Source organism: Candidatus Woesearchaeota archaeon (genome assembly GCA_020854775.1).
Lineage (GTDB): Archaea > Nanobdellota > Nanobdellia > Woesearchaeales > 21-14-0-10-32-9 > 21-14-0-10-32-9.
The window spans coordinates 1-20,612 of the sequence record JAHKLZ010000007.1 but is presented as its reverse complement, the minus strand read 5'-3'; the positions used below and the strand labels follow the sequence as shown (position 1 = coordinate 20,612).

The window sequence follows — 20,612 nt, the reverse complement described above, 5'->3', positions numbered from 1 at the left end:
GAATTTTGGAGGTCGCTCGGCTGGGTTGCCTGCCTCGCTCCAGCTCTCAAAATTCAACTTCGTTAAATTCCGATGTTAAATGAAATAATTTTTAGTGGCTAAATGTAGAAGGAGGGGACAATCAAAACAAAAGAAAAAAATAGAAAAAAAGGGGGAGGGGCTGGTGCTCCGCACATATTGGCTCACAACTTCGTTGTTCGAAATTTATTAAGAGGGGGCTTTTAGTCCTAACGGACATTTACACTCACTTCGTTCGAAAGATAAAAAATATACTAAATAATAAGAAAGTTTATATTATTCTACTAATTATACATATTTATGAAAGATTCGATTAAAACAGATGCTAAAAATGTTTTTGAAAAAAATCAACTAATGAACGATATAATTGATAAATTCTTTGATACAAGTTCCACTGATTTTGGAGAAGAAATAAATAAATATGTAGAGGAAAAAGTTAATGAAATTAATTAATTTAAAAGTATCAGGAATAAGGGGGTTTAATGTTAATCAAGAATTTGAATTGGACGATAATTTAATTGTTATATATGGTCCAAATGGTCAAGGAAAGACTAGTTTTGCCGAAGTTATTGAATATCTTTTTTTCGGCACAATATACAAAAAAGAAAATGCATGTTCTAAGGTTGAGTTCAAAGATACAATCAAAAACATACATTTTGCAGGAACCCCATTTGTTGAGGCCATAATAAAAATAAATTCAGACAATAAGATTGTTCGAAGAGAATATATATCTGAAACAGATTCTAAAATTATAATTGATGGCATTGAAGTGGAGAATTTAGATTCCATAACTACTAGTTTAGATCTTAAACCTATTATTTATCAACACGGATTGCAAAGTTTTATCAACACACCACCTGTTGACAGATATAACCAATTTATGAAATTATTAGGTATAGAAAAATTAGACAATTTTTTAAAAATAACAATAAAAAATCTTAATAATTTTAAAACAAATAAACCAACTCAAATTAGAGAATCTTTAATTTTCTGTCAAGAAATTCAAGAAAAATTTAACAATATTTTTTGTGAAGCTACATCTAATAAAAAGTCAAAAATAGAAATTGCAAATTTAATAAATAAAAGAATCAAAAATTCTGATTTTGAAATTATTTTAGAAGATAACTTTAATGATTTTTTAAAATCTTCAATACAACTAATAGAGAATGAAAAAAAAAGTATTTTTGACACTAATAAATTAATAAAAACAATTGAATTTCAGAAAACTTCAGAACAACCTTTATTTGAAAAAGAGAGTTTTCAAACAATCTTAAATTTTCTAACAAATCCTACTAATATAAGCACATCTAATGAAATAACTATTTTAGAAAAAGGATTGACTATGTTAGATAATGAAATAGAAATTTGTCCATTATGTCAAGAAAAAACAATTAACGCCCAAAAAAAAGAAGAAATTAAAGACATATTAAATAAACTAAACACAACAAAACAGCAATTAACAACTCATTCTGCATCTTTAGAAAAAATTAAACAAATAATTAATAATAAAAAACAATATATCGACTCACTAAAAGAATTAATTATTTCTAAGGAAACTTTAGAGAAATTACAAATATTTCAGTTAGATTTAACAAAAATAATTTCAACAAATAATTTATTGAATGAAACTTTCAAATCAATTATAAACAAATATGAAGAGATTAAACAATTAATTGATTCAATAAAACCTGGTGAAAAACCACCCGAAGATATAAATTCAATCAATGAAAAAAATGATGAATTCATCAAATTTGTTGACACATATCAAACAACAATTGAAACTGTCTTTAAACCATTAATATCTCAACTAAAAAAAGATTTAGATTTAAAAATATCATCACAAAAAGGAATTGACGAGAAAGAACTTTTAATGAAAACATTAATTCATTTTAAACATTTCAAAATTTATAATTTAAATCAAGAAATTGAATCTGAATTTAGCGAAAATATCGCTAAATTAAAAGAATTCAGAGATTCAAAATTATCAGAACTCATAAATATACATAAAGCGAAAATTATTGAATGGTACGATTTATTAAATCCAGATGAAGAAATTAGAATTTCAGATATTGAATGCAATGGAAATAAAATCAATTTTATAGCATCTTGTTTTGGTGTTAACAAACCTGCAGTCCCAATACTTAGTGAAGCCCACTTAAATTGTTTAGGATTAAGCATATATTTAAGTCAAATTATTGATTGTGATAATCCTTTTTCATTTATATTAATTGATGACCCTGTTCAATCAATGGATGATGCTCATACAAACAATTTTATCTCAAATGTCCTTGAAAAATTATTAAATAAAGATATACAAATTTATGTTATGTCTCATTTAAAACCGGCAGTATCGGATTTAATTATCACAAGATATCAACATAAACTTCCAAAATATATAGAATTTTATGGATTTTGTCTAGAGGGACCAAAATTTATTGTTAAGGCATCTAATCGTTTTGAAGATTATATTAATCAAGCTAAAGAAACTTATAATGGTTCTTCAGAGCAAAGAAAAACTTGTGCAAATATGATTAGGCAAGCTGTTGAAACTTACACTAAACTATATTATGAAAAGAAATCTGGAAATTCTATTCCTGCAGATTGCAAAAAAGCACAATTTTCTATATTAGATAATAAATTATTAACTCGTGTAGAAATTGAGTCTAATGAAAAAGGGAAATTAAGAATGATTAGTGGCAAATGCGACAAGCGAAGTCATGATGATGAATTAACTGAAATCCCAACAAGTGGTGAATTAAATAGTTTTATCGACACACTAAACGGATTATACAAAAAACATCTTAAATAAGATAAGTAATTTTCTTTTTATTCTTAGCTCTTACGTATATTTTGTCTTTTTCTGTGAAAAAGTAATTATATAGAATTATATGCCTTATTTATTTCAGTTCTTAAGCTTATAAAATCCATCGATGCGGATAAATTTAAATTTAAACCTTCATTTATAACATAAATAAAATTAGGTTTTGTATAAACTAGTTCACCTTTATTTAAAGAATATTCAATACTATTAGATTTTGCCAATAAACAAACACATTGATAGTCTCTATTAACAACTTGAGTATTACCTTTAGGATGTGCTTTTTGTAAATGTTGTGTTGCAGTTAATTTTATTAAATTTTCAAGATACGTAGCTAACTGTGGAAAAGTAGACATAGGAAAAATATGGTGAACATGCACTGCGGGAGAATTTGCTAAACTGTCTTTAACTTCACTATCAACATATTTCTTTTTAATTATATTTTTTGCTTTTTCAATAACATAATTAGTATAAACTTCTTGTTGTGTTTCTAATTCAATAGATTCAGCTCTTGAAATACCTTTCTCTTTTCCAATGTCACGCCAATTTTTTCGGTTGTACATTAAATCACTAAAATTAAAAACATATTTAGATAAATGTCCTTTAACAACTCCATTAATATTATTTTCAGAGGCATAAATATTTAGAACTTTTGGGAAAATTCTTCTAATTTCAACATCTTGATTTATTTCTGTATGTCCTAACATAAATTGAATAAATTTATTTTTTAATAATTCAAAATCTTCTTTTGTGATTTCACTAGTCAAGCATTTATCTTTAAATCGTTCAAAATAAGATAACAAACCAGAATCACCGAGAACTTTTACAATGTATTCAAACAAAAACTTATATGCGTTTCTTTCTTTAATAGAAATGTAATCTAATAATTCATAATTTTTAATATTATAAATATATTTTTGACCATCTTTTTTTGATTCTAAAAGTCCTGCATAAGACAACATCCTTAAAGGTTGTATTATAAATTTATCATACTCATTTTGAACATTAATATTTTTAGGAGAAGGTTTTCCAAAAATAGCTCTAATGTTCTTTTCAAAATAATTAGATTCCCATATATCTTTTGTTGTAAAATTATTTTGATTACTTAAATTAATAATACAATCTGAAATAAAACATAAAACATCTGGTGTAACTTTCTGATCCATAAATCTAGAAAAATTTGATTTTCTTATATCTAAATCAAGATTTTCTAAATGTTTTTGTATCTTTTCTTCATGATTCATTTTTTACGCCCCAAAAAAATATTGAATTATTATCAATATTTAAAGATCTTGTTCCAAAATTTCTAGCAATACGATAAAATTTTCTAAATTCATCTGTTGCATAATAATTTAAATCCTCTTGTTTTATTTTTGTGCCATTTTTAGGTGTCAAAATAGCCAAAGAACCATCAGCAATAGCATTTTTAGGTAAAAAGGAAGCTCTAGGATAATATGATAAATTAGGAATTATTAATAAATTCTCTTTGTTAATAAATTTTGAAACTGATAATTCATTAATATTATTTATATAAGAGTCATAGCCATCAATATCAATAATATCTCCTTTTTGAGATAAATTTCTTGATTTTAATACTCGTATTTTACCATTATTAGAAGTATGTTTTTTCGTAATAGTTCTGTCTCTAAAATGGTTAAATATTTCAAATTTTAAAGATTTTGCTACTTTATCAAAAAAAGAATCTCTATAGATTAACCAATATGGAAAGCTTTTTGACATGACATATTCTCTTTCCTTATAGGAAACATCATTAGTGATATAGGATTCTAATTTTATTAATTTATTTTTAGCTTTTGTATTAGATACAATAAAACTAATTGTTTCAATTTTAACTTTAAAAGCAGTCTCCCCATAATCACATATTTTTAAAACATTTTTTTTCTCAAGTAATTCTCTTGTTTGATTAAATTCAGGAGTTGAAATTAAACTTTTAGGAGTGATTAGTGCAACATGTTTTGAGATTAATAATGCTTTTTCAATAAAAAAAGCAAACAAATTATTGGTTTTCTTATTAAAGTTATTTTGTTTATATATCTTAAGTTTTTTACTATCTTTTATTTTCATAAAAGGAGGATTACCAACAACTAAATCATAATCTAAACTAGCATTAAAATTATTAAAATTATGAAGTAAAAAATCATCATTAATATAATTAATTTGTATATTTTTAGGAACATCAAGTTTTTTTACTAATTCTTTAAGAATTTTTATTGAATCTGAATTTATATCCATTACATCAATAATTACATTTTTTACCATTCGATACTTGTTTATTAAAAGAGGTAAGAAATTTCCTGAACCAACAGATGGTTCAAGTATTTTGACACTTTCTTGATTTTCAAAATCAGGTAAGTCTTTTATAATTGAAAAACAAACATCCTGACTTGTATAATATGCAGCGGTATCAGTTCTTTTTGCATTTGCAAATTCAGATATTTTTGATAATTGAAAAAAATTTAATTTTTTGTGAGTTTTAATAAAATTAATCATATTGTCAATGTTGTCTAAAGAATTCTCTTGAACAAATTTAACTGATTCATTTTCAGATATGAAATTATATTTAGTTACCTTTTGTATATTTTTTGCAATTTTATTAAAGACTAAAGTTGGAACTGCTTCACCAATAGATTGTCTTATATTCATTTCATTTTTGGATAAAAATTCTTTTTTTACATTGTAATTATACAAATTCAACTGCTTCTCTGATTCATCAACCCATTTAAAAGTAGTTGGAATTGTCATAAGTCTCATTAATTCTCTTATACTAAATACTCTATTATCATTCGGATGAATCGTTGATTGACTTGCAAAAATATCATTTCTTGTATGAATGCAAGGTCCTACATTATCCCATTTGCACCTTTTATATTTGTCCCCATTTTTATTTACATTGTAAATTATTTTTCCATCGACAAGTCTATGTGGTCTTTTTTTTGGGTCTTTATTATCAAAAGCAGATTCTCCCTCTTTTATTTCCATAACCCAACTTTGCATTCTTTTATCATACTTTTTATAATTATGATAAATGTCTTTATTATAGATCTCACCCATTTCCCTTAATGGAGGTAAATCTCCAATTACTTGTCTAATAGTTTTAGTATCTTCAATTTCAGGGAATAAATCATAAGGAGTAATTTCTTTAAGATCTTTTCTTACTCCAATTACAAGTGTTCTAGTTCTACTTGATGGAACTCCAATATCTTTGAAATTAATTACTTTACTGACAATATTATATTTTCCAGAAAGATTTAACGAAATAGATTCATTTATTGTTTTTATCTGACCATCAATATCTGTACAAGCAGTATTAAGAAATGCACGGACATTTTCAAAAATAAAAAATTTTGGAGATATTTTATTTACAATTTTAATAGATTCAATGACTAAAGAATTTCTGTTAAGTTCATCTTTTTTTTTATGATTTGCAACTGACATACCTTGACAAGGTGGCGTAGCAATTAATACATCAACATCTTTAATTTTTTCTTTAGTTTTCCAAAAAGAGATTTCATTAAATATTTTATCTTGAGTTTCTTTGTTAGTAATATCTCCAGAGATATAACCACTTTTATATTTACATTTGTTATTGTATTTTTGAACTTCTAATCTCCGTTCAATTATTTCGTTTGTAGCAATACACTCAAAATCATTTTGTTTGAAACCAAAACAGCCAACACCAGCACTACTAAATAAACTAATATAATTTAGTTTTCTGTCTTTAGACTTGCTAATTTTTTCCATTTTTTAACCCTTTTTTATTAAGTCCAAAACTGTTTCGTTATTATTTTTAAAATTATTATCAATCTTGTATTTTAAAACCTCATTCCAAATCTTATCATCCGTATCAAGGATTAACTTTTTAGTCATGTTATTAATAACTATTAATAACCATATATAAATGTTACTATTCAGTTTCGAGTAGCAATAAAAGTAACTACTGCTAAAATAGCAAAACATACAATTCCTGCAAATAATCTTTTAAAAAAACCTAACACTCCTAAAGCATGAGCAAAACTATCACTAAACCAAAACAATACTCCTGCAATTCCAAGAAACAAATCTACGATTATCGCGGTGCTAATTTTCATGTCAAACATATTCTAAAGACAAATCTATTTGTTTAAATATCTTATGTGAATCTGTCCAGTGCGTTTTTTGTCCAGTGGATATGTTCTTTTAGAAAAAGAACCAAAATAAAAGCCCCTCTATTTTCTTTTTTAGAAAAAAAGAAACAAAAAAGCCCCTCCCCTAAAAAAATAAAAAAAAGATTGTCCCCCTCGATTCTTGTTCTTGATGTGTCGCATTCGCTCATTTGATAGAACGCCACTAAAAATTACTCTGCGGTTTGCTTTCAGCAAATCCTCGGGGACGGCTTGCAGCCTTTCGCTTCGCTCACCCTCATTTAACAAGGATTTAGAGGAAAATTCCTGCTGAATTTTCCCAAATTTTCACTGCGTGAAAACTTCTCTAAATCCTGATGTTAAATACAATAAAATTTCCATTTCTTTTTTTTAATTTTTGGAAGTTCCAGTGCTTCGCACATATTGGCTCACTTCGTTCGATATTTATTAGTAGAAAGGGGAGTTCTTTAATTTAAGGGGGGAGTTCCTAGTCCTAACGGACATCTACACTCGCAACTTTGTTGCTCGAATATTCATATTTTTAGAAGGGGGCGAGAAAACCATAATTCTTAATATAATATAATATTTTATTCTTGATTCAGATAAGCATTGCAATGTTTAAAGAAAGTCTTTGCATTTTTTAATGATTCATCTGCAGGTTCTATATTTGCCTGTGAAATTGTATTATATGTGAAATCTCCTCGTTTCTTTTTTTCTGATTTGAATATCTGCAATAGACTTTCTGCTTTTACAATCATTTTTTTGTAAATCATTAATAATTTCATATCCAATATGCCTGAATCAATAAACTCTTTTTTGAAAGCATCTAGTGTTTTTCTATGTGCTTCTGGAGCTTTTGTATCTATTCCTTTTGTTAAAAGCATTGCTTTTGCAGAATAAAATATAGAATAATAACAATGACTAATTACTCCGCTGTAAAATGTTTCATCTTCCGGAATATCAAAATCATTAAGTAGTTTAGTTCCTGATGATTTTAAGAGTAGTATTCCCATATTCATCTCTGTTCTTGCTCTTTTTAAGTATAATTCAACCTTTGAATCCATTTTGAAGACCTCTTAATAGTATTTTATAATATTGACTTATTCCATGCATTATAATATGATTTTTTGCACATTCTTTGCCAAAGTTAAATTCTTTATTTATTAGCATCTGATAAAATTCTTCTTCTGTAAAAACAAATCCATGAACTTCTGGGATGGTTAATTCTCCTTCTTTTAATGCTATTTCAAAAGGTTTTTTGCTTGTTTCTGGAATAATTATTGCAATATCTAAATCTGAATCCTTTGTTTGCTTGTTTTTTGCATAGCTTCCAGTTATTAATAATGTATAAAATGAGGTTTTGATTTTACTTTCAATTTGTTGGATGACTTTGTTTGGTATCTGTTTGTTTTTTTGCTTTAGAACTGTTTCTGCTAAGATAAAATGATCTAACTCTTTGGTATTTTCATTTATTTTGTATATGTTTGTGTTACCTCGCTTTTCTTTTTTTAAGATAGTTTTTGAGAATTTCTCTAAAGCTTCATAAACATAATGATGAGATTTGTTTTTTGTTGCAGTTTTTATTTCTGTTAAAGTAAAATCCTTCCATGGCTGTTTGATAAAAGGGATGAGTAAATCTATCTCCTTCTTTAATTGTCCACTTTTGTGGATAGAACTATCCATTTTATTGATTTTAGTCATTTTGTAAGCTCCTAAAATAATTAATATATGCTTTTTCAAACATTTTTAAGAATTCATTCATTTTCATTTCAAAATGAACAAATACTTCTTTATTATTATAACGAATATTGCCTCCGATTCTTCCCTCCTTATGAATAGGAACAAATCTAGCATCATGAACAAAATTATTTCTCATTATATAAAGAATATTGATAAATTTATGGAAATCTATTTTTTCACCATCTAAACCTTCAATTGTTGGCTTGAAAATAATTGAATCTAGTAAACTTTTTTTGTCTTCTTCATCAAAATAATCTTTGAAGAAACCCAATACTTTTTGTCTTGACCCGTGGATTTTATGATATTGTGATTTTAAACATTCTAACATGCTTTTGAATGATGTAAAATCTCTTATATTAATTTCACTTTGATTTTTAGAACACCAATCTTTAAAATCAATAAAATCATCTTTAGAATAAATTTTCTCAACAATAGCTAAAATCATAATTAATTGTGTGTTTGCATTCAATCCCTCATTAAACTTCAAATAGTGATAATAATTTCCACAAAATATAAATTTGAATTTTTCATTTTCATCATTAAAATTATTAAGAAATTTATTAAATTCGGATTCATCCTTAAAATTATTTTCAAACGATTTAAAAGTATTTTTAGTATAAAATTCAATCCAATTTTTATATTGTTGCTTAGCAATATACTCCAAAGGATTAGATAAATCATTAGCATTCATTTTAAACTCTCCTCAATTATCTGTATTTCCTCTTTAGATAAATCATATAATTTGTAAACCATTTGATTAATCTCGTTGTCCGTCTTTTCAATATCGTTCTTTAAATTAGATAAATCTTTTTTATATTCATTAAAATAATCTTCCCATTCATCTTGTTCTTTTAATGAAAGCTTTTTCTTAGATAATTTTTCAATTTCTTTTATGAAGTCATTAAATCCCAATTCATAAAAAGAATAAATTTTCTTGTTTAATTTTTCTAAGCTAAAAGATTTTTTTATCCTGCTAAAGAATTTGGATTTTTTGTCATGAAATTCTTTATTTAATTTGAGCATTAAATCTACAATATTTTTAAGACCATCATCTTTGCCAACTATTAACGGAACTTTACTTAAATTTATTGCATTATATCTTATATATCCTCCTAATTTTTTAGGACAAATATTATTTAAGTAAAAACTAACTAGTTTTGAATTTAAAATTCCCAATATTTCATGAAGAATATTATTGTCAAAAAGGATTATTGCAGGACAATTTGCCCCACTAAAATTTGTATTTTCTGCAAGTAATCCTGCTTCTAACTTTGTTGAAATTCCTTTAATATGAATTTTCTTAGGTTTTATATAATTAAATGAACCAGGCCGTACATGTTTATACCACTGCTCATTATTCGCATAAAGTTTTCGACTATCTTTTCGTTTTTTTAATTCATCTTTAAATTTTAGTAAATAGTTAAAAATATTTGGATATTTTGATTTAAGTTCTTTTTCAGATATTAAAACTTGTTTATCATTTTCTTGTTTGTAGGGGTATATTACAAAATAATTTGGAAGCGTATAAGTATATTGAATTACTTCTTCTCCCTTGAATGCATAAGGAATTATTAACTCTTTCTCCAATTTTTTTTCATTTATAATAGAAGTATCAACAATAAATGCTTTATCATATCCCGTAATATTCCCAATGTAAGCTTTTCCATATTTATTTAATTCATTCCAATTTAAATTTTTTTTATTAAGATGTGTTATTAAATTAAAATCTGAAAATTGCCAAGAGTCCGATGTTAGATTTTTAAAATCTATTTTTTTGAATTTAATCTTCTCCGTATTTATATTATCATAATTTTCTTTAGATAATTTAACATAATCCACGTATTGATTTTTAAGTTTATTCAAAATAAAAATAGACGGATAAGTATCTGCTTCCTCAAAAACAGGTAATGAACCAAAATCCAAAATTTTTGATAAATAACCTTCCGATGAAAGTAATTCTCTTAAATTTTTACCATAATCAGTATTTATCCATTGAGAAGATGAAATAAAACTAACTTTCCCGGATTCATTAATCAAATTTAATGACTTTTCAAAAAAGAGTATAGAAATATCTAATTTGCCTGAGGGAGTAACATAATTTTTAGTTAAAAAATCGATATCTTTATGTTCTAAGTTTTGAACCCTCACATATGGTGGATTCCCAATTACAACATCAAATTTAAATGGAAACTCTTTTTCCCAGTCAAAAGCTAAATCTCCAACAACTTCCGGATCATTTATCAAACTATTGCCTCTTTTGATGTTATTTGATAAGTCTGTTAGTTTTCTATTCTTTCGAGCCATTTTTAAGAATAAAGAAAGTTTTGTTATCTCAACAGATTCTTCGTTAATATCTACTCCATGAATACTATTTTCTATTATTTCTCTTGCTTCTTCTTCTTCATTCCATTTAGAAAGTGTAAATTGTCCTTTAGTATTAGTTTTCTTCTTCAATCCTTTCTTTGCTTCATATTCTCCTTCACTTTGTTTAAATTCTTGGATTGCTTTAAATATTTCCAACATTACATCAGTTGCTTTAATTAGAAATGCACCAGAACCACAAGCAGGGTCTAGTATTTTAATTGATTTAAACTTATCTTCTAATTCTTCGATGTTCTCAGCATATTCTTTTATCAATTCGGGAACTGAATTAACTCCTTTCTTAGATAGATAAGTTATAATTGTGTTTCTACAAATATAATCTGTTATGTATTCAGGAGTATAAAAAATTCCATCTTTTTTTCTTCGAGAACTTTTTTCCGTTTTTAAATCTTCAATATCTGAAATAGACTGTTCAAATATATGACCTAAAATATTCACATTAACTTCGGAATTAAAATCAAAAGAAGCCATTAACAAAACATTACGTATTACAGGACTAAGTCTATTTTTATATTTGTGAAATACTTCTTTTTCATTCTCATTTAATTCTAATTCTTTTTTCTTTAATTTAGAGTATTGGTTTACATCTTTGAAGAATTTATCATCTCTAAAATCTTTAAAAAATATTTTTGGAGGAATTGGATTTTTAAACAAACCCCCATTAAAGCCAAATAATTTGACAGGAAAATCGCTACCTTTATCTAAATCATTAAACAATCCAACTAAAACATTTGAAATGTTTGCTGAATTTGATGAGAATAAGTGAATGTTATCTAATGTTTTGATAACCCTATTTTCTATAATTCGTTTATCTATTTTTCCAGTATCTTCAGCAAAGAATACGAACATTAATCTATTAAGATATAATTGTGCAAAATGGACAGAAGCTTCTCTACTAATGCCTGAATTTTCTTCAAATTCTTTGATTAACATTAATCTTGTTTCGTGATATAATTTGTAGAACTCTTTTGTAAATTCTCTTTCCTCAACAATTGATTGCTGGATTACTTCTGTTATAAATCCTTTTTCTACTTGTTCTCTTGAAAAGAGTGCGATAAATTCTTTTAATTTTTCTTCTTTAGTTAATTCAGTAAAATCAATTAAATGATATTTTTTATCTCCTTCATTTCTATCAAATAATACAAAAAGCCGATAATTTGTTAAAATACCAAAAGGTATTTTCTTGCCATACATATAAGAATTTATTTGATTAACTGGAGTTTCTCTTGATTTTTTATCTCTTCCTTGATAAGCCCATAAATCTTTAGTTTTTGTTCCTTTTGCCTCAAAACAAATAAGATTATTGCCATCTTTTTTAAATAAGAATTCTATGTTTTCTTCTTCGTGTTTAAGACCTTCAAGACTTATATCATAATCTAATAGATCTCTAAGAATGATATTAGCGAATTCTATATATGCTTGTTTTTCATTTTCTAGTTTGCCAGTATTAAAATAATCTAACCATTTATGTACTGCCTTTTTGTGTTTAGCAGTTAAATTAACATTAGAAACCAATCTTTTAATTGTAGCTTCTTTGAAAAGGGAATTATCTTTACTCATTTTCGCATTCCTCTCTTTTTTAATTCCTCTTCCATACACTTTTCAAACTGACGAGATACAATCCAACCTTCTTGTTTACATATCTCTCTATACTTATCATAAAGTTCAGAATTTACCTTTAAAGTGATATTTTTTGATCCCATTTTACCCCTTAAAATATAAATAATCGCACATACTTATAAATATTGCTGTTTTTGTGTTTTCTCGCCCCTCTCTTCTTGTTCTTGATGGCTCACTTTGTTCGCTAGATTGAACGGAACTCCCCCTTGATGTTTTTATTTGATGAGCCTTCGGCTTTGATAAAAAAAGAACTCCTCTCGAGACTTGTTCTCTATGGCACTTCATGCTTGAAGGAACGGAACTCCCCAGTGCTTCGCACATATACACTCCCCTTGGTCGAATTTATTGGAAATGGAACTTTTACTCTTCGGGATTTTTTTGCTTCGCAAAAAACCACTTGCAGTTATCCCTCGTCCCTAACGGGAGTATTTAACAAGGATTTAGAGGTTTCGTTCGGTTGCACCTCACTACACCCAAATTTTTGCTGTCGCAAAAACTTCTCTAAATCCTGATGTTATACGCAATTAAATTTTCACTAGTCTAAATCTCATTCTTCTTTTAGAAAAAGAAGCAAAAAGAGGGGGAGTCCAGGTGCTACGCACATATTGCCTTTTACTTTGTAAAAGAAAATTATTAAGAGGGGCTTTTAGTCCTTCGGACAGATAGTCTCGCTTTCAGCGAGTAATTTTAATCAAAAATAACTTTTCAGTAATCCTATATTAACTTTCAAATAGTAACATTTATAAAATACTATTAATTACAAGAAGATATGGAAGAACAAATTCAAAATATATTGAATAAGTCTCAAGAGCAACAGAAAGTTATGACCGGTATGCGTCCGACTGGAAAGATGCATTTAGGTCATTTAGTAGCAGTCTTAAAACCTTATTTAGAACTTCAAGAATTATCTGCTTTAGAAGATAACCTGGCTAATCCTTCTTTTATGATCGCAGATATTCATTCAATTACAACAAGAAATACTAAAGATGATTTTAAAACGGCGGAATCGAGAATGTTAGAATTCACTAAAGACTTAATTGCTTCTGGTGTAGATCCCAATAAATCTATAATTTATGCTCAATCAACAATCCCAGAACACTTAGAAATCGGATACTTACTTTCAAACCTAGTTTCAGTTGGAAGATTGGAGCGTAACCCAACATATAAAGATTGGATACAAAAATTAAAATCTCCAACCGCCTCATTATTTTTGTACCCTGTTCTTCAAGCAGGAGATATTTTAGCCAATGATGGAACAATCATTCCTGTTGGGCAGGATCAACTTCCTCATTTAGAAATCAGTAGGGAAATTGCACGAAAAGTTAATGATATGGCAGGTTATGAATTATTTAGAGTTCCAAATGGACTAGAAATGTTAAATGAAGTGATGTTGGGTACAGATGGTCAAAAAATGGGTAAGAGTGCAGGTAATACAATCGATTTAGGCGAATCAGATAAATCCTATCAAAAAAAGATAAGGAAAATGGTTACTGATCCCGAGAAGACCGAATCTAATAGTTATGTAGGTCATCCGGAAATCTGTTCGGTCTATACATATCACAGATTTTTTAGTCAAGATTTATCAAGAATAAAAGAAGAATGTAAACAGGGAAGTCTTCTTTGTGGTAATTGTAAAAAAGGATTAGAAGCCACTATAGCGCCATATATCGAATCATTTAGAGATAGAAGAGCTAATTTAAGCGATGATGTAGTTTATGATGTTCTAAGGGAAGGACAGAAAAAAACACAAGAAATAGCCTCAGAAAAGCTAGATGGGCTAAAATCTATGATGGGGATTAAATACCATTTTTAAAATGGAACACCTTGATTCAATTTGGAATTTGAATGAAAAACAATTAAAGATATCAGGATTTAATCCTTTTAAAGTAAGTTGTTTAGATGGTTTAGTAAGAGAAGATATTTGGAAAAGAAGTGTTATTGTTGCTGAATCAGGTTTTATGAAAGCAATAAAGAAATATCAAGAGGGTCACCCTTTGAGTGTTTTTGTAGGCTATTCTCCTGGAAAACCCCACTTAGGTTATTTAATAATGAATAGACTTTTAAGATCTTTTAAAAATGATTTGGGATCAGATTTAGTTCTTGGAATCAATGTAGGAGAATCCATGCAAACCCATAATAAATCACTTGAAGAAACATTACAAGCAAACGAATTAGTAGAAAAAGTATTATTGGGAAATAATGGAGAAAATTTAACAAGAATTTACGATATGCCTTCTCTTAATGAGGATTCGGTTCAACAAAATTATGAAAGAATATATTCGAAAGTCTCAAGAGAATTAAGTCCTTCTGATTTTAAAAAAACTATGGGTTGGGATGATAAAACGTCTTTGTCTCAATATGAAAGTATATGCAGAGCAATTTCAGGAATGCTTTATTCAGGTATGGTGGATAATGATTCAAGTTCAGTAAATTTTACAGATATAAAACATTTGCCCTTTGTTAGACTATCAAAAATAGTTGCTAAAAAGTTAGGGATAAAAGAACCCTCTTTTCTAATAACTAGAATTTTACCCTCTTTAACCAATGAAGAAGTAAGGATGTCTAGCACTGGAGGAGATGCAACACTATATTTATTTGAAGGAGAGGAAGAATTGAATAAATACTTAAAAGTAAAAAGTGGGGGAAGAGCAAAAGAGGAACAAAAACTATATGGTGGAAATCCAAGTTTATGTTTAGCTCTAAAAATTGCAACACCCATTATTCAATCAGAAGAAACAAATAAAATAGTTTATGAATGTACTGCTGGAATGAGAGATTCCTGTAGAGATTGTAAAAGAGTTATGGCAAATTATATAAAGAAGGAGATGGATGAATTATAAAATGAAACATATAGTTTTAATTACGGATTGTAGGGATATCGCTTCAGAACAAATAAAAGGAAGACTATCCAAACTATTGGAAGAAAAAGATATTGATTATAAAATATATAACGCATTTACTCCACCATTTCAAATAACAAATGGAATGTTTTTGGCAAAACTATTGTTTGATGAAGTCCCAAATGGAAAAGATACATTATATTTAGCAATACTTAATCCCCTAAAAGAAAAGCCAAAACGAATATTTGGTAGATTAAAAAACGGATCATATTTTGTTGGTGCAGATACAGGTATATTCTCACTAATATTTAAAGAATCTAACCTCCAAGAAGTTTGGGAAACAAAAAATCCTGGACATTATCCTTTTGGGGGGTTACATGTCCATTCTGTCGCAGCCGCAAAATTGTTGATGAGGGAGAATTTTGAAAAAGTAGGCGATAAATTAAAATTAGAAGACATAAAATTTTATGAACCTGAAAAAGGAGAAGTTGTTCATATAGATAATTTTGGATTGTCTAAAATCTGGTTGCGAGAATCAGATTTAAAATTTGAAGAAGAAACCCCAATAAAAATTAAAATTTTTAATTCAAATAAAGAATTAAAATCTGAATTTAAAGCAGTATACTCTAACCGAATGATGAATTATGAAGATAATCAAATAATTGTTTACCCTGGAAGTTCACTTTTAGATTCAAAATTAAAAGAAAATAATGAAAAGTATCGAAGATCAGGCTTAATTGAAATTGGATTAGTTAGAAATCCAAATTCTTCAGAATTTCTAAAGATAAATTTAGGAGATCTAATAGAAATAATTAAAGATAATTAAAATGAAACCATTAATTAAAGGAGATAAAATTGCACTTATTGCCCCATCAGGTAATCCAAAATCTCAAGAAGATATAGAAGAAATCTCAAATATAATTATCAACGCAGGTTATTCTCCTGTTTATTCTAGTAATTTATTAATCCAAAATAATAAAGATAAAATAGAAGATATTAAAAAATATTTTTCTGATAAAAACGTAAAAGCCATTTTAACTCTTAGAGGAGGATTTTCTTGTAATGAAATTCTAGAAGGTATAGATTATGAAATAATAGAGAATAATCCAAAAATCTTTATGGGATTTTCTGATATTACTAATTTATTAATTGCTTTTAATAAGAATACAGGATTAAAAACAATTCACGGACCAATTTTCTCAGAAAAAAAGTATTTAGATGATTCTTTTCTAAAAATAATCTTTTCTTATTTGGAAGGAGAATTAAGTCAAAAAGATATATTTTCTAAAATGAATTTTAAAATTATAAAAAATGCAGATAAAGTTAGTGGCGAGATTATTGGTGGAAATTTATTTGTTTTGAATAATCTTATAGGTACTAATTTTGAACCAGATTGGAATAATAAGATCCTTTTTATAGAATCTGTTGGTTTATCAAAAGAAATTATTTTATCAATTTTGCACCACTTTAAACAATTAGGTATTTTTGAAAAAATTCAAGGAATTATATTAGGAAATATGGGTTTTGACGAGGACATTTCACAAATAATTTCTGAAAAGGTGAGTAGCTTTAATGGATTCATTCTTAAAACTGAAATGATAGGACATGTTAAAGATAATTTTCCGATAACTCTTGGAAAATTTTTAAATTGGAATGGAAAAGATTTAAGTTAGATGCTCTAAATATTCTTTTAGAAAAAGAACCAAAAATAAAAGCCCCCTCTATTTTCTTTTTTTAGAAAAAAGAAACAAAAAATCTGGACTCCCCCTCGTCCTTCGGACATATAGTCTCCTATGGAGAAATTTATTATCGTGAAAATTTAACTCTGCGGTTTTCCTTCGCTTCGCTACGGAACGTTGCACTAAACCTTGGTCTCTTCGAGACGCGTATAACAGGGCTTAAAGGGTTCACTCACCTTGCAGGTTCGTTCTCAAAAATTTTTTGCTACGCAAAAAACTTCTCTAAATCCTGATGTTAAATGAAATAATTTTTAGTGGCTAAACGGTAAAAGGAGGACATTCAAAACAAATAGAAAAAAGGGGGAGGGGCTGGTGCTTCGCACATATTGGCTCACAACTTCGTTGTTCGAAATTTAATAAGGGGGCTTTTACACTAACCACTGGACAACTACGCACAAAATATTTATACTTCGAAAGATTTTCAATTTATAAATAGAAAGAGTTATAAAACTCTCAATTTACTTAATAAATAGGTGGTAAAATGGTCACAAATATCCTTAAAGCAATAATCACAATAAAAAATAGAACTAGTTTTGATTTATCAAAAATTAATGTCATTTCTAAAGATAGGGCTTCTGCTGTAAATCGTGCAAATAATATGGGAGAAGCATTAGAATATTTTACAAAAGATGCATTTTGCAATACTTTTGATGAAACAGACGCACAAAAGAAAAAAGATTGTTATAGCGAAAATTTTTCATATTTAGGAAATCAAAACAATCCTCCGGATATTATAATTAAAAATAGTGATGCAATAGAAGTAAAAAAAATTGATGGAGTTAAAGCTTCCGATTTAGCACTAAATAGTTCTTATCCAAAAGCAAAACTTCATCAAGATAGCCCAATGATTACTTCTGCTTGTAAAAATTGTGAAGAATGGACTGAAAAAGATATTATTTATGCAGTTGGACATATTGATAACAATACCCTTAAAGTTTTATCTTTGGTTTATGGAGATTGTTACGCAGCAAGTAAAGATATTTATGAAAGAATAAAAGACAAAATTAGCACAGGTCTAAAAGAAATGGATTTAGAATTTTCAGAAACTAAAGAATTAGGTCGTGTTAATAGAGTTGATCCTTTAGGAATTACAAATCTTAGAATTAGAGGAATGTGGACAATTCAAAATCCACTAAAAGTTTACAAAGAATTATTTGGATTAAACGGAGATGAATTTCAATTATTTGCACTAATGCGAAAAACAAAATATGATTCATTTTATGAAGAAGATAAATCACTAATTGAAAAAGAAGCAGGAGTAATAATAAAGGATGTAAAAATTCAAAATCCAGATAATCCTGCAAATCAAATTGAGGCAAAATTAATTGTTGTAAGAAAATGAAAATCGCATCATTCTTTTCAGGAGCAGGAGGACTTGACTTAGGCTTTTCCAACGCAGGTTTTAGTTTAGCTTTTGCTAATGATAACTGGGACGGATGTTGGGAAACTTTTGAAAAAAATCATAATCATCCAATTTGTAAAAAATCAATTACTGAAATAAAACCTGAAGAAATTCCTGAAGTTATTGGTTTTGTTGGAGGTCCACCTTGTCAGAGTTGGAGCCTTGCAGGAGCAATGCGAGGAATAAATGATTCAAGAGGTAAATTATTCTATAATTATGTAGAATTAATAAAAGCAAAACAACCTTTATTTTTTCTTGCAGAAAATGTAGCAGGTCTTTTATCCGATAAACATTTACCCGAATTTAAAAAAATAATTCAAGCATTTAAAGAAATAGGATATAATGTTTCTTACAAATTATTAAATGCAAAAGATTACGGAGTTCCTCAAGATAGGAAAAGAGTTATTATTGTAGGATATCATAATAAACTTGGCAAAAAATTTGAATTTCCAAAACCAACAAATTCTCAAGTATTTTTAAAACATGCAATCGGTGATTTGCCTCCTGCAAAATCTGCTAAAGAGAAGAATAAAACAAATGGGAAAACAGAAATCTCAAATCACGAATATATGAATGGTGGATTTTCTACAATGTATATGTCAAGAAATCGTGTAAGAGGATGGGATGAACATTCATTCACAATTCAAGCAGGAGGAAGACACGCACCAATTCATCCACAAGCACCAAAGATGAAATTTATTGAACAAGATAAAAGAGAATTTGTAAAAGGAAAAGAACACCTTTATAGAAGATTATCTGTAAGAGAGTGTGCAAGAATACAGACTTTTCCAGATGATTTTGAATTTCATTATGTAGATGTTGCAGATGGATATAAAATGATTGGAAATGCAGTTCCTGTGAAACTTGCAGAAGTAATAGCGAGTAAAATTATGGAAGATATAAGAGGTCAATAAAATGGAAAATAAAAAATCAATTCCAAAAAGAGATGTAGAAATAAAAGGTTATTCTGCTAATACAATGGCAAACGCAAGAAATAATAACCAACAAACAACAGATGGTTACAATGCAGTTCAAAGTTCAGAAATAAGAAAGGGATACAATCCACAAATGAGTACACAAAATAGAAATGAACAACCATTTAAAGAAGGATATAATGCTCAACAGATGGTTCAAACTGCCAATACTTCGCAACCATCATCACAAAATACTTCGTCTAAAAAATCAGAGAATAAAAAATGAATTGGGATTTACCTTTAATTATTGCATTAATATCTGCAATTTTTGCAGGTGTTGGATTAATTCTTAATTGGTTAGCTTTAAGAGAAAACAATATTACAAGACAAATACAATTACTCAATGACTCATTCAAAAGTATTAAAGAAACAGAAGTTATGCTGTATAAAGAATATAAAAATGCGAATCAAAAAGCTAAAAGAGAATGGGATAGTCTTTTATTTAATTCGATAGAACAATTTGCATTTTTAGTTAATGAGAAATTTATAAAGAATAGTAAAATATCTGGTTTTTTTGATGACGCAGTTGTAATGTGGTATGAACAAATTTTTATAGAACATTACTCTAAAGAAGAAGTAAACAATCCTAAGAATTATCCTGAGTTCAAAAAACTTTATCACAAAATTAAGTTGAAATAAAGTAAAAGCCCCCTCTATTTTCTTTTTTAGAATAAAAGAAACAAAAAAGCCCCTCCCCTAAAAAAATTAAAAAAAAAGATTGCCCCCCTCGATTCTTGTTCTTGATGTATCGCATTCGCTCTTTTGATAGAACGCCACTAAAAATTACTCTGCGGTTTGCTTCGCAAATCCTCGGGGACGGCTTGCAGCCTTTCGCTTCGCTCACCCTCATTTAACAAGGATTTAGAGGAAAATTCTTGCTGAATTTTCCCAAATTTTTCTTCCACTTCGTTCCGAAAACTTCTCTAAATCCTGATGT

General features: G+C 27.7%; 18 protein-coding genes. 10 read left to right on the top strand and 8 right to left on the bottom strand.

What is annotated here, in order from left to right; all coding sequences use genetic code 11:
• Positions 1-318: 318 nt before the first annotated feature.
• Both KO361_02120 and KO361_02115 read left to right on the top strand, forming a co-directional pair.
• Positions 319-471: a hypothetical protein gene (locus KO361_02120; protein MCC7574362.1), complete on the top strand. Its 153-nt coding sequence runs from the start codon at positions 319-321 to the stop codon at positions 469-471.
• Positions 458-2,827 (top strand): hypothetical protein, encoded by a 2,370-nt coding sequence (locus tag KO361_02115; GenBank protein ID MCC7574361.1) that lies wholly within the window; start codon positions 458-460, stop codon positions 2,825-2,827. Before KO361_02120 ends, KO361_02115 begins: the two co-directional genes overlap by 14 nt.
• Before the next feature lie 65 nt (positions 2,828-2,892).
• Here the strand turns inward: KO361_02115 and KO361_02110 are convergent, their stop codons facing one another.
• The 8 genes from KO361_02110 to KO361_02075 form a co-directional block, all read right to left on the bottom strand.
• A complete protein-coding gene (locus tag KO361_02110; protein MCC7574360.1) occupies positions 2,893-4,080 on the bottom strand; it encodes a hypothetical protein in 1,188 nt (395 codons plus the stop codon).
• Positions 4,070-6,598 carry a DNA (cytosine-5-)-methyltransferase gene (gene dcm, locus KO361_02105; protein ID MCC7574359.1) on the bottom strand — a complete coding sequence of 843 codons (2,529 nt, stop codon included), beginning with the start codon at positions 6,596-6,598 and terminating at the stop codon, positions 4,070-4,072. The genes KO361_02110 and dcm overlap by 11 nt, the downstream gene beginning before the upstream one ends.
• A gap of 167 nt (positions 6,599-6,765) precedes the next feature.
• The gene (locus KO361_02100) at positions 6,766-6,954 is read right to left on the bottom strand and encodes a hypothetical protein (protein MCC7574358.1); all 189 of its coding nucleotides are present in this window, start codon (positions 6,952-6,954) and stop codon (positions 6,766-6,768) included.
• 611 nt (positions 6,955-7,565) lie between these two features.
• Complete coding sequence (locus KO361_02095) at positions 7,566-8,042, bottom strand: HEPN domain-containing protein (GenBank protein MCC7574357.1); 477 nt, start codon at positions 8,040-8,042, stop codon at positions 7,566-7,568.
• A complete protein-coding gene (locus KO361_02090) occupies positions 8,026-8,679 on the bottom strand; it encodes a nucleotidyltransferase domain-containing protein (GenBank protein ID MCC7574356.1) in 654 nt (217 codons plus the stop codon). Before KO361_02090 ends, KO361_02095 begins: the two co-directional genes overlap by 17 nt.
• On the bottom strand, positions 8,672-9,409 hold the full coding sequence (locus KO361_02085; protein MCC7574355.1) for a hypothetical protein: 738 nt from the start codon (positions 9,407-9,409) through the stop codon (positions 8,672-8,674). The genes KO361_02090 and KO361_02085 overlap by 8 nt, the downstream gene beginning before the upstream one ends.
• On the bottom strand, positions 9,406-12,660 hold the full coding sequence (locus KO361_02080; GenBank protein MCC7574354.1) for an N-6 DNA methylase: 3,255 nt from the start codon (positions 12,658-12,660) through the stop codon (positions 9,406-9,408). The genes KO361_02085 and KO361_02080 overlap by 4 nt, the downstream gene beginning before the upstream one ends.
• Positions 12,657-12,803: a hypothetical protein gene (locus KO361_02075; GenBank protein ID MCC7574353.1), complete on the bottom strand. Its 147-nt coding sequence runs from the start codon at positions 12,801-12,803 to the stop codon at positions 12,657-12,659. The genes KO361_02080 and KO361_02075 overlap by 4 nt, the downstream gene beginning before the upstream one ends.
• 686 nt (positions 12,804-13,489) lie before the next feature.
• On the opposite strand from KO361_02075, the gene trpS reads away from it, so the two are divergent.
• The 8 genes from trpS to KO361_02035 all read left to right on the top strand — a co-directional run bounded on the left by trpS (position 13,490) and on the right by KO361_02035 (position 20,314).
• The gene (trpS, locus tag KO361_02070) at positions 13,490-14,533 is read left to right on the top strand and encodes a tryptophan--tRNA ligase (protein ID MCC7574352.1); all 1,044 of its coding nucleotides are present in this window, start codon (positions 13,490-13,492) and stop codon (positions 14,531-14,533) included.
• A gap of 1 nt (position 14,534) precedes the next feature.
• On the top strand, positions 14,535-15,560 hold the full coding sequence (locus KO361_02065) for a hypothetical protein (protein ID MCC7574351.1): 1,026 nt from the start codon (positions 14,535-14,537) through the stop codon (positions 15,558-15,560).
• 1 nt (position 15,561) lies between these two features.
• A complete protein-coding gene (locus tag KO361_02060; protein MCC7574350.1) occupies positions 15,562-16,386 on the top strand; it encodes an SAM-dependent chlorinase/fluorinase in 825 nt (274 codons plus the stop codon).
• 1 nt (position 16,387) lies between these two features.
• Complete coding sequence (locus tag KO361_02055; protein ID MCC7574349.1) at positions 16,388-17,233, top strand: LD-carboxypeptidase; 846 nt, start codon at positions 16,388-16,390, stop codon at positions 17,231-17,233.
• A 547-nt stretch (positions 17,234-17,780) separates the two neighbouring features.
• Entirely contained in the window at positions 17,781-18,641 is an 861-nt protein-coding gene (locus KO361_02050; GenBank protein ID MCC7574348.1) for an NgoPII family restriction endonuclease, read from the top strand.
• Positions 18,638-19,615, top strand: a complete 978-nt coding sequence (locus KO361_02045; GenBank protein ID MCC7574347.1) for a DNA cytosine methyltransferase — start codon at positions 18,638-18,640, stop codon at positions 19,613-19,615. Before KO361_02050 ends, KO361_02045 begins: the two co-directional genes overlap by 4 nt.
• 1 nt (position 19,616) lies before the next feature.
• Positions 19,617-19,901, top strand: a complete 285-nt coding sequence (locus KO361_02040) for a hypothetical protein (GenBank protein ID MCC7574346.1) — start codon at positions 19,617-19,619, stop codon at positions 19,899-19,901.
• The gene (locus KO361_02035; GenBank protein ID MCC7574345.1) at positions 19,898-20,314 is read left to right on the top strand and encodes a hypothetical protein; all 417 of its coding nucleotides are present in this window, start codon (positions 19,898-19,900) and stop codon (positions 20,312-20,314) included. Before KO361_02040 ends, KO361_02035 begins: the two co-directional genes overlap by 4 nt.
• Positions 20,315-20,612: the final 298 nt, after the last annotated feature.

Coding starts and splice junctions, on each gene's coding strand:
- KO361_02045 (MCC7574347.1), top strand. CDS start 18,638: ATGAAAATCGCATCATTCTTTTCAGGAGCAGGAGGACTTGACTTAGGC.
- dcm (MCC7574359.1), bottom strand. CDS start 6,598: ATGGAAAAAATTAGCAAGTCTAAAGACAGAAAACTAAATTATATTAGT.
- KO361_02115 (MCC7574361.1), top strand. CDS start 458: ATGAAATTAATTAATTTAAAAGTATCAGGAATAAGGGGGTTTAATGTT.
- KO361_02090 (MCC7574356.1), bottom strand. CDS start 8,679: ATGACTAAAATCAATAAAATGGATAGTTCTATCCACAAAAGTGGACAA.
- KO361_02065 (MCC7574351.1), top strand. CDS start 14,535: ATGGAACACCTTGATTCAATTTGGAATTTGAATGAAAAACAATTAAAG.
- KO361_02095 (MCC7574357.1), bottom strand. CDS start 8,042: ATGGATTCAAAGGTTGAATTATACTTAAAAAGAGCAAGAACAGAGATG.
- KO361_02110 (MCC7574360.1), bottom strand. CDS start 4,080: ATGAATCATGAAGAAAAGATACAAAAACATTTAGAAAATCTTGATTTA.
- KO361_02060 (MCC7574350.1), top strand. CDS start 15,562: ATGAAACATATAGTTTTAATTACGGATTGTAGGGATATCGCTTCAGAA.
- KO361_02085 (MCC7574355.1), bottom strand. CDS start 9,409: ATGAATGCTAATGATTTATCTAATCCTTTGGAGTATATTGCTAAGCAA.
- KO361_02120 (MCC7574362.1), top strand. CDS start 319: ATGAAAGATTCGATTAAAACAGATGCTAAAAATGTTTTTGAAAAAAAT.
- KO361_02035 (MCC7574345.1), top strand. CDS start 19,898: ATGAATTGGGATTTACCTTTAATTATTGCATTAATATCTGCAATTTTT.
- KO361_02080 (MCC7574354.1), bottom strand. CDS start 12,660: ATGAGTAAAGATAATTCCCTTTTCAAAGAAGCTACAATTAAAAGATTG.
- trpS (MCC7574352.1), top strand. CDS start 13,490: ATGGAAGAACAAATTCAAAATATATTGAATAAGTCTCAAGAGCAACAG.
- KO361_02050 (MCC7574348.1), top strand. CDS start 17,781: ATGGTCACAAATATCCTTAAAGCAATAATCACAATAAAAAATAGAACT.
- KO361_02075 (MCC7574353.1), bottom strand. CDS start 12,803: ATGGGATCAAAAAATATCACTTTAAAGGTAAATTCTGAACTTTATGAT.
- KO361_02040 (MCC7574346.1), top strand. CDS start 19,617: ATGGAAAATAAAAAATCAATTCCAAAAAGAGATGTAGAAATAAAAGGT.
- KO361_02055 (MCC7574349.1), top strand. CDS start 16,388: ATGAAACCATTAATTAAAGGAGATAAAATTGCACTTATTGCCCCATCA.
- KO361_02100 (MCC7574358.1), bottom strand. CDS start 6,954: ATGTTTGACATGAAAATTAGCACCGCGATAATCGTAGATTTGTTTCTT.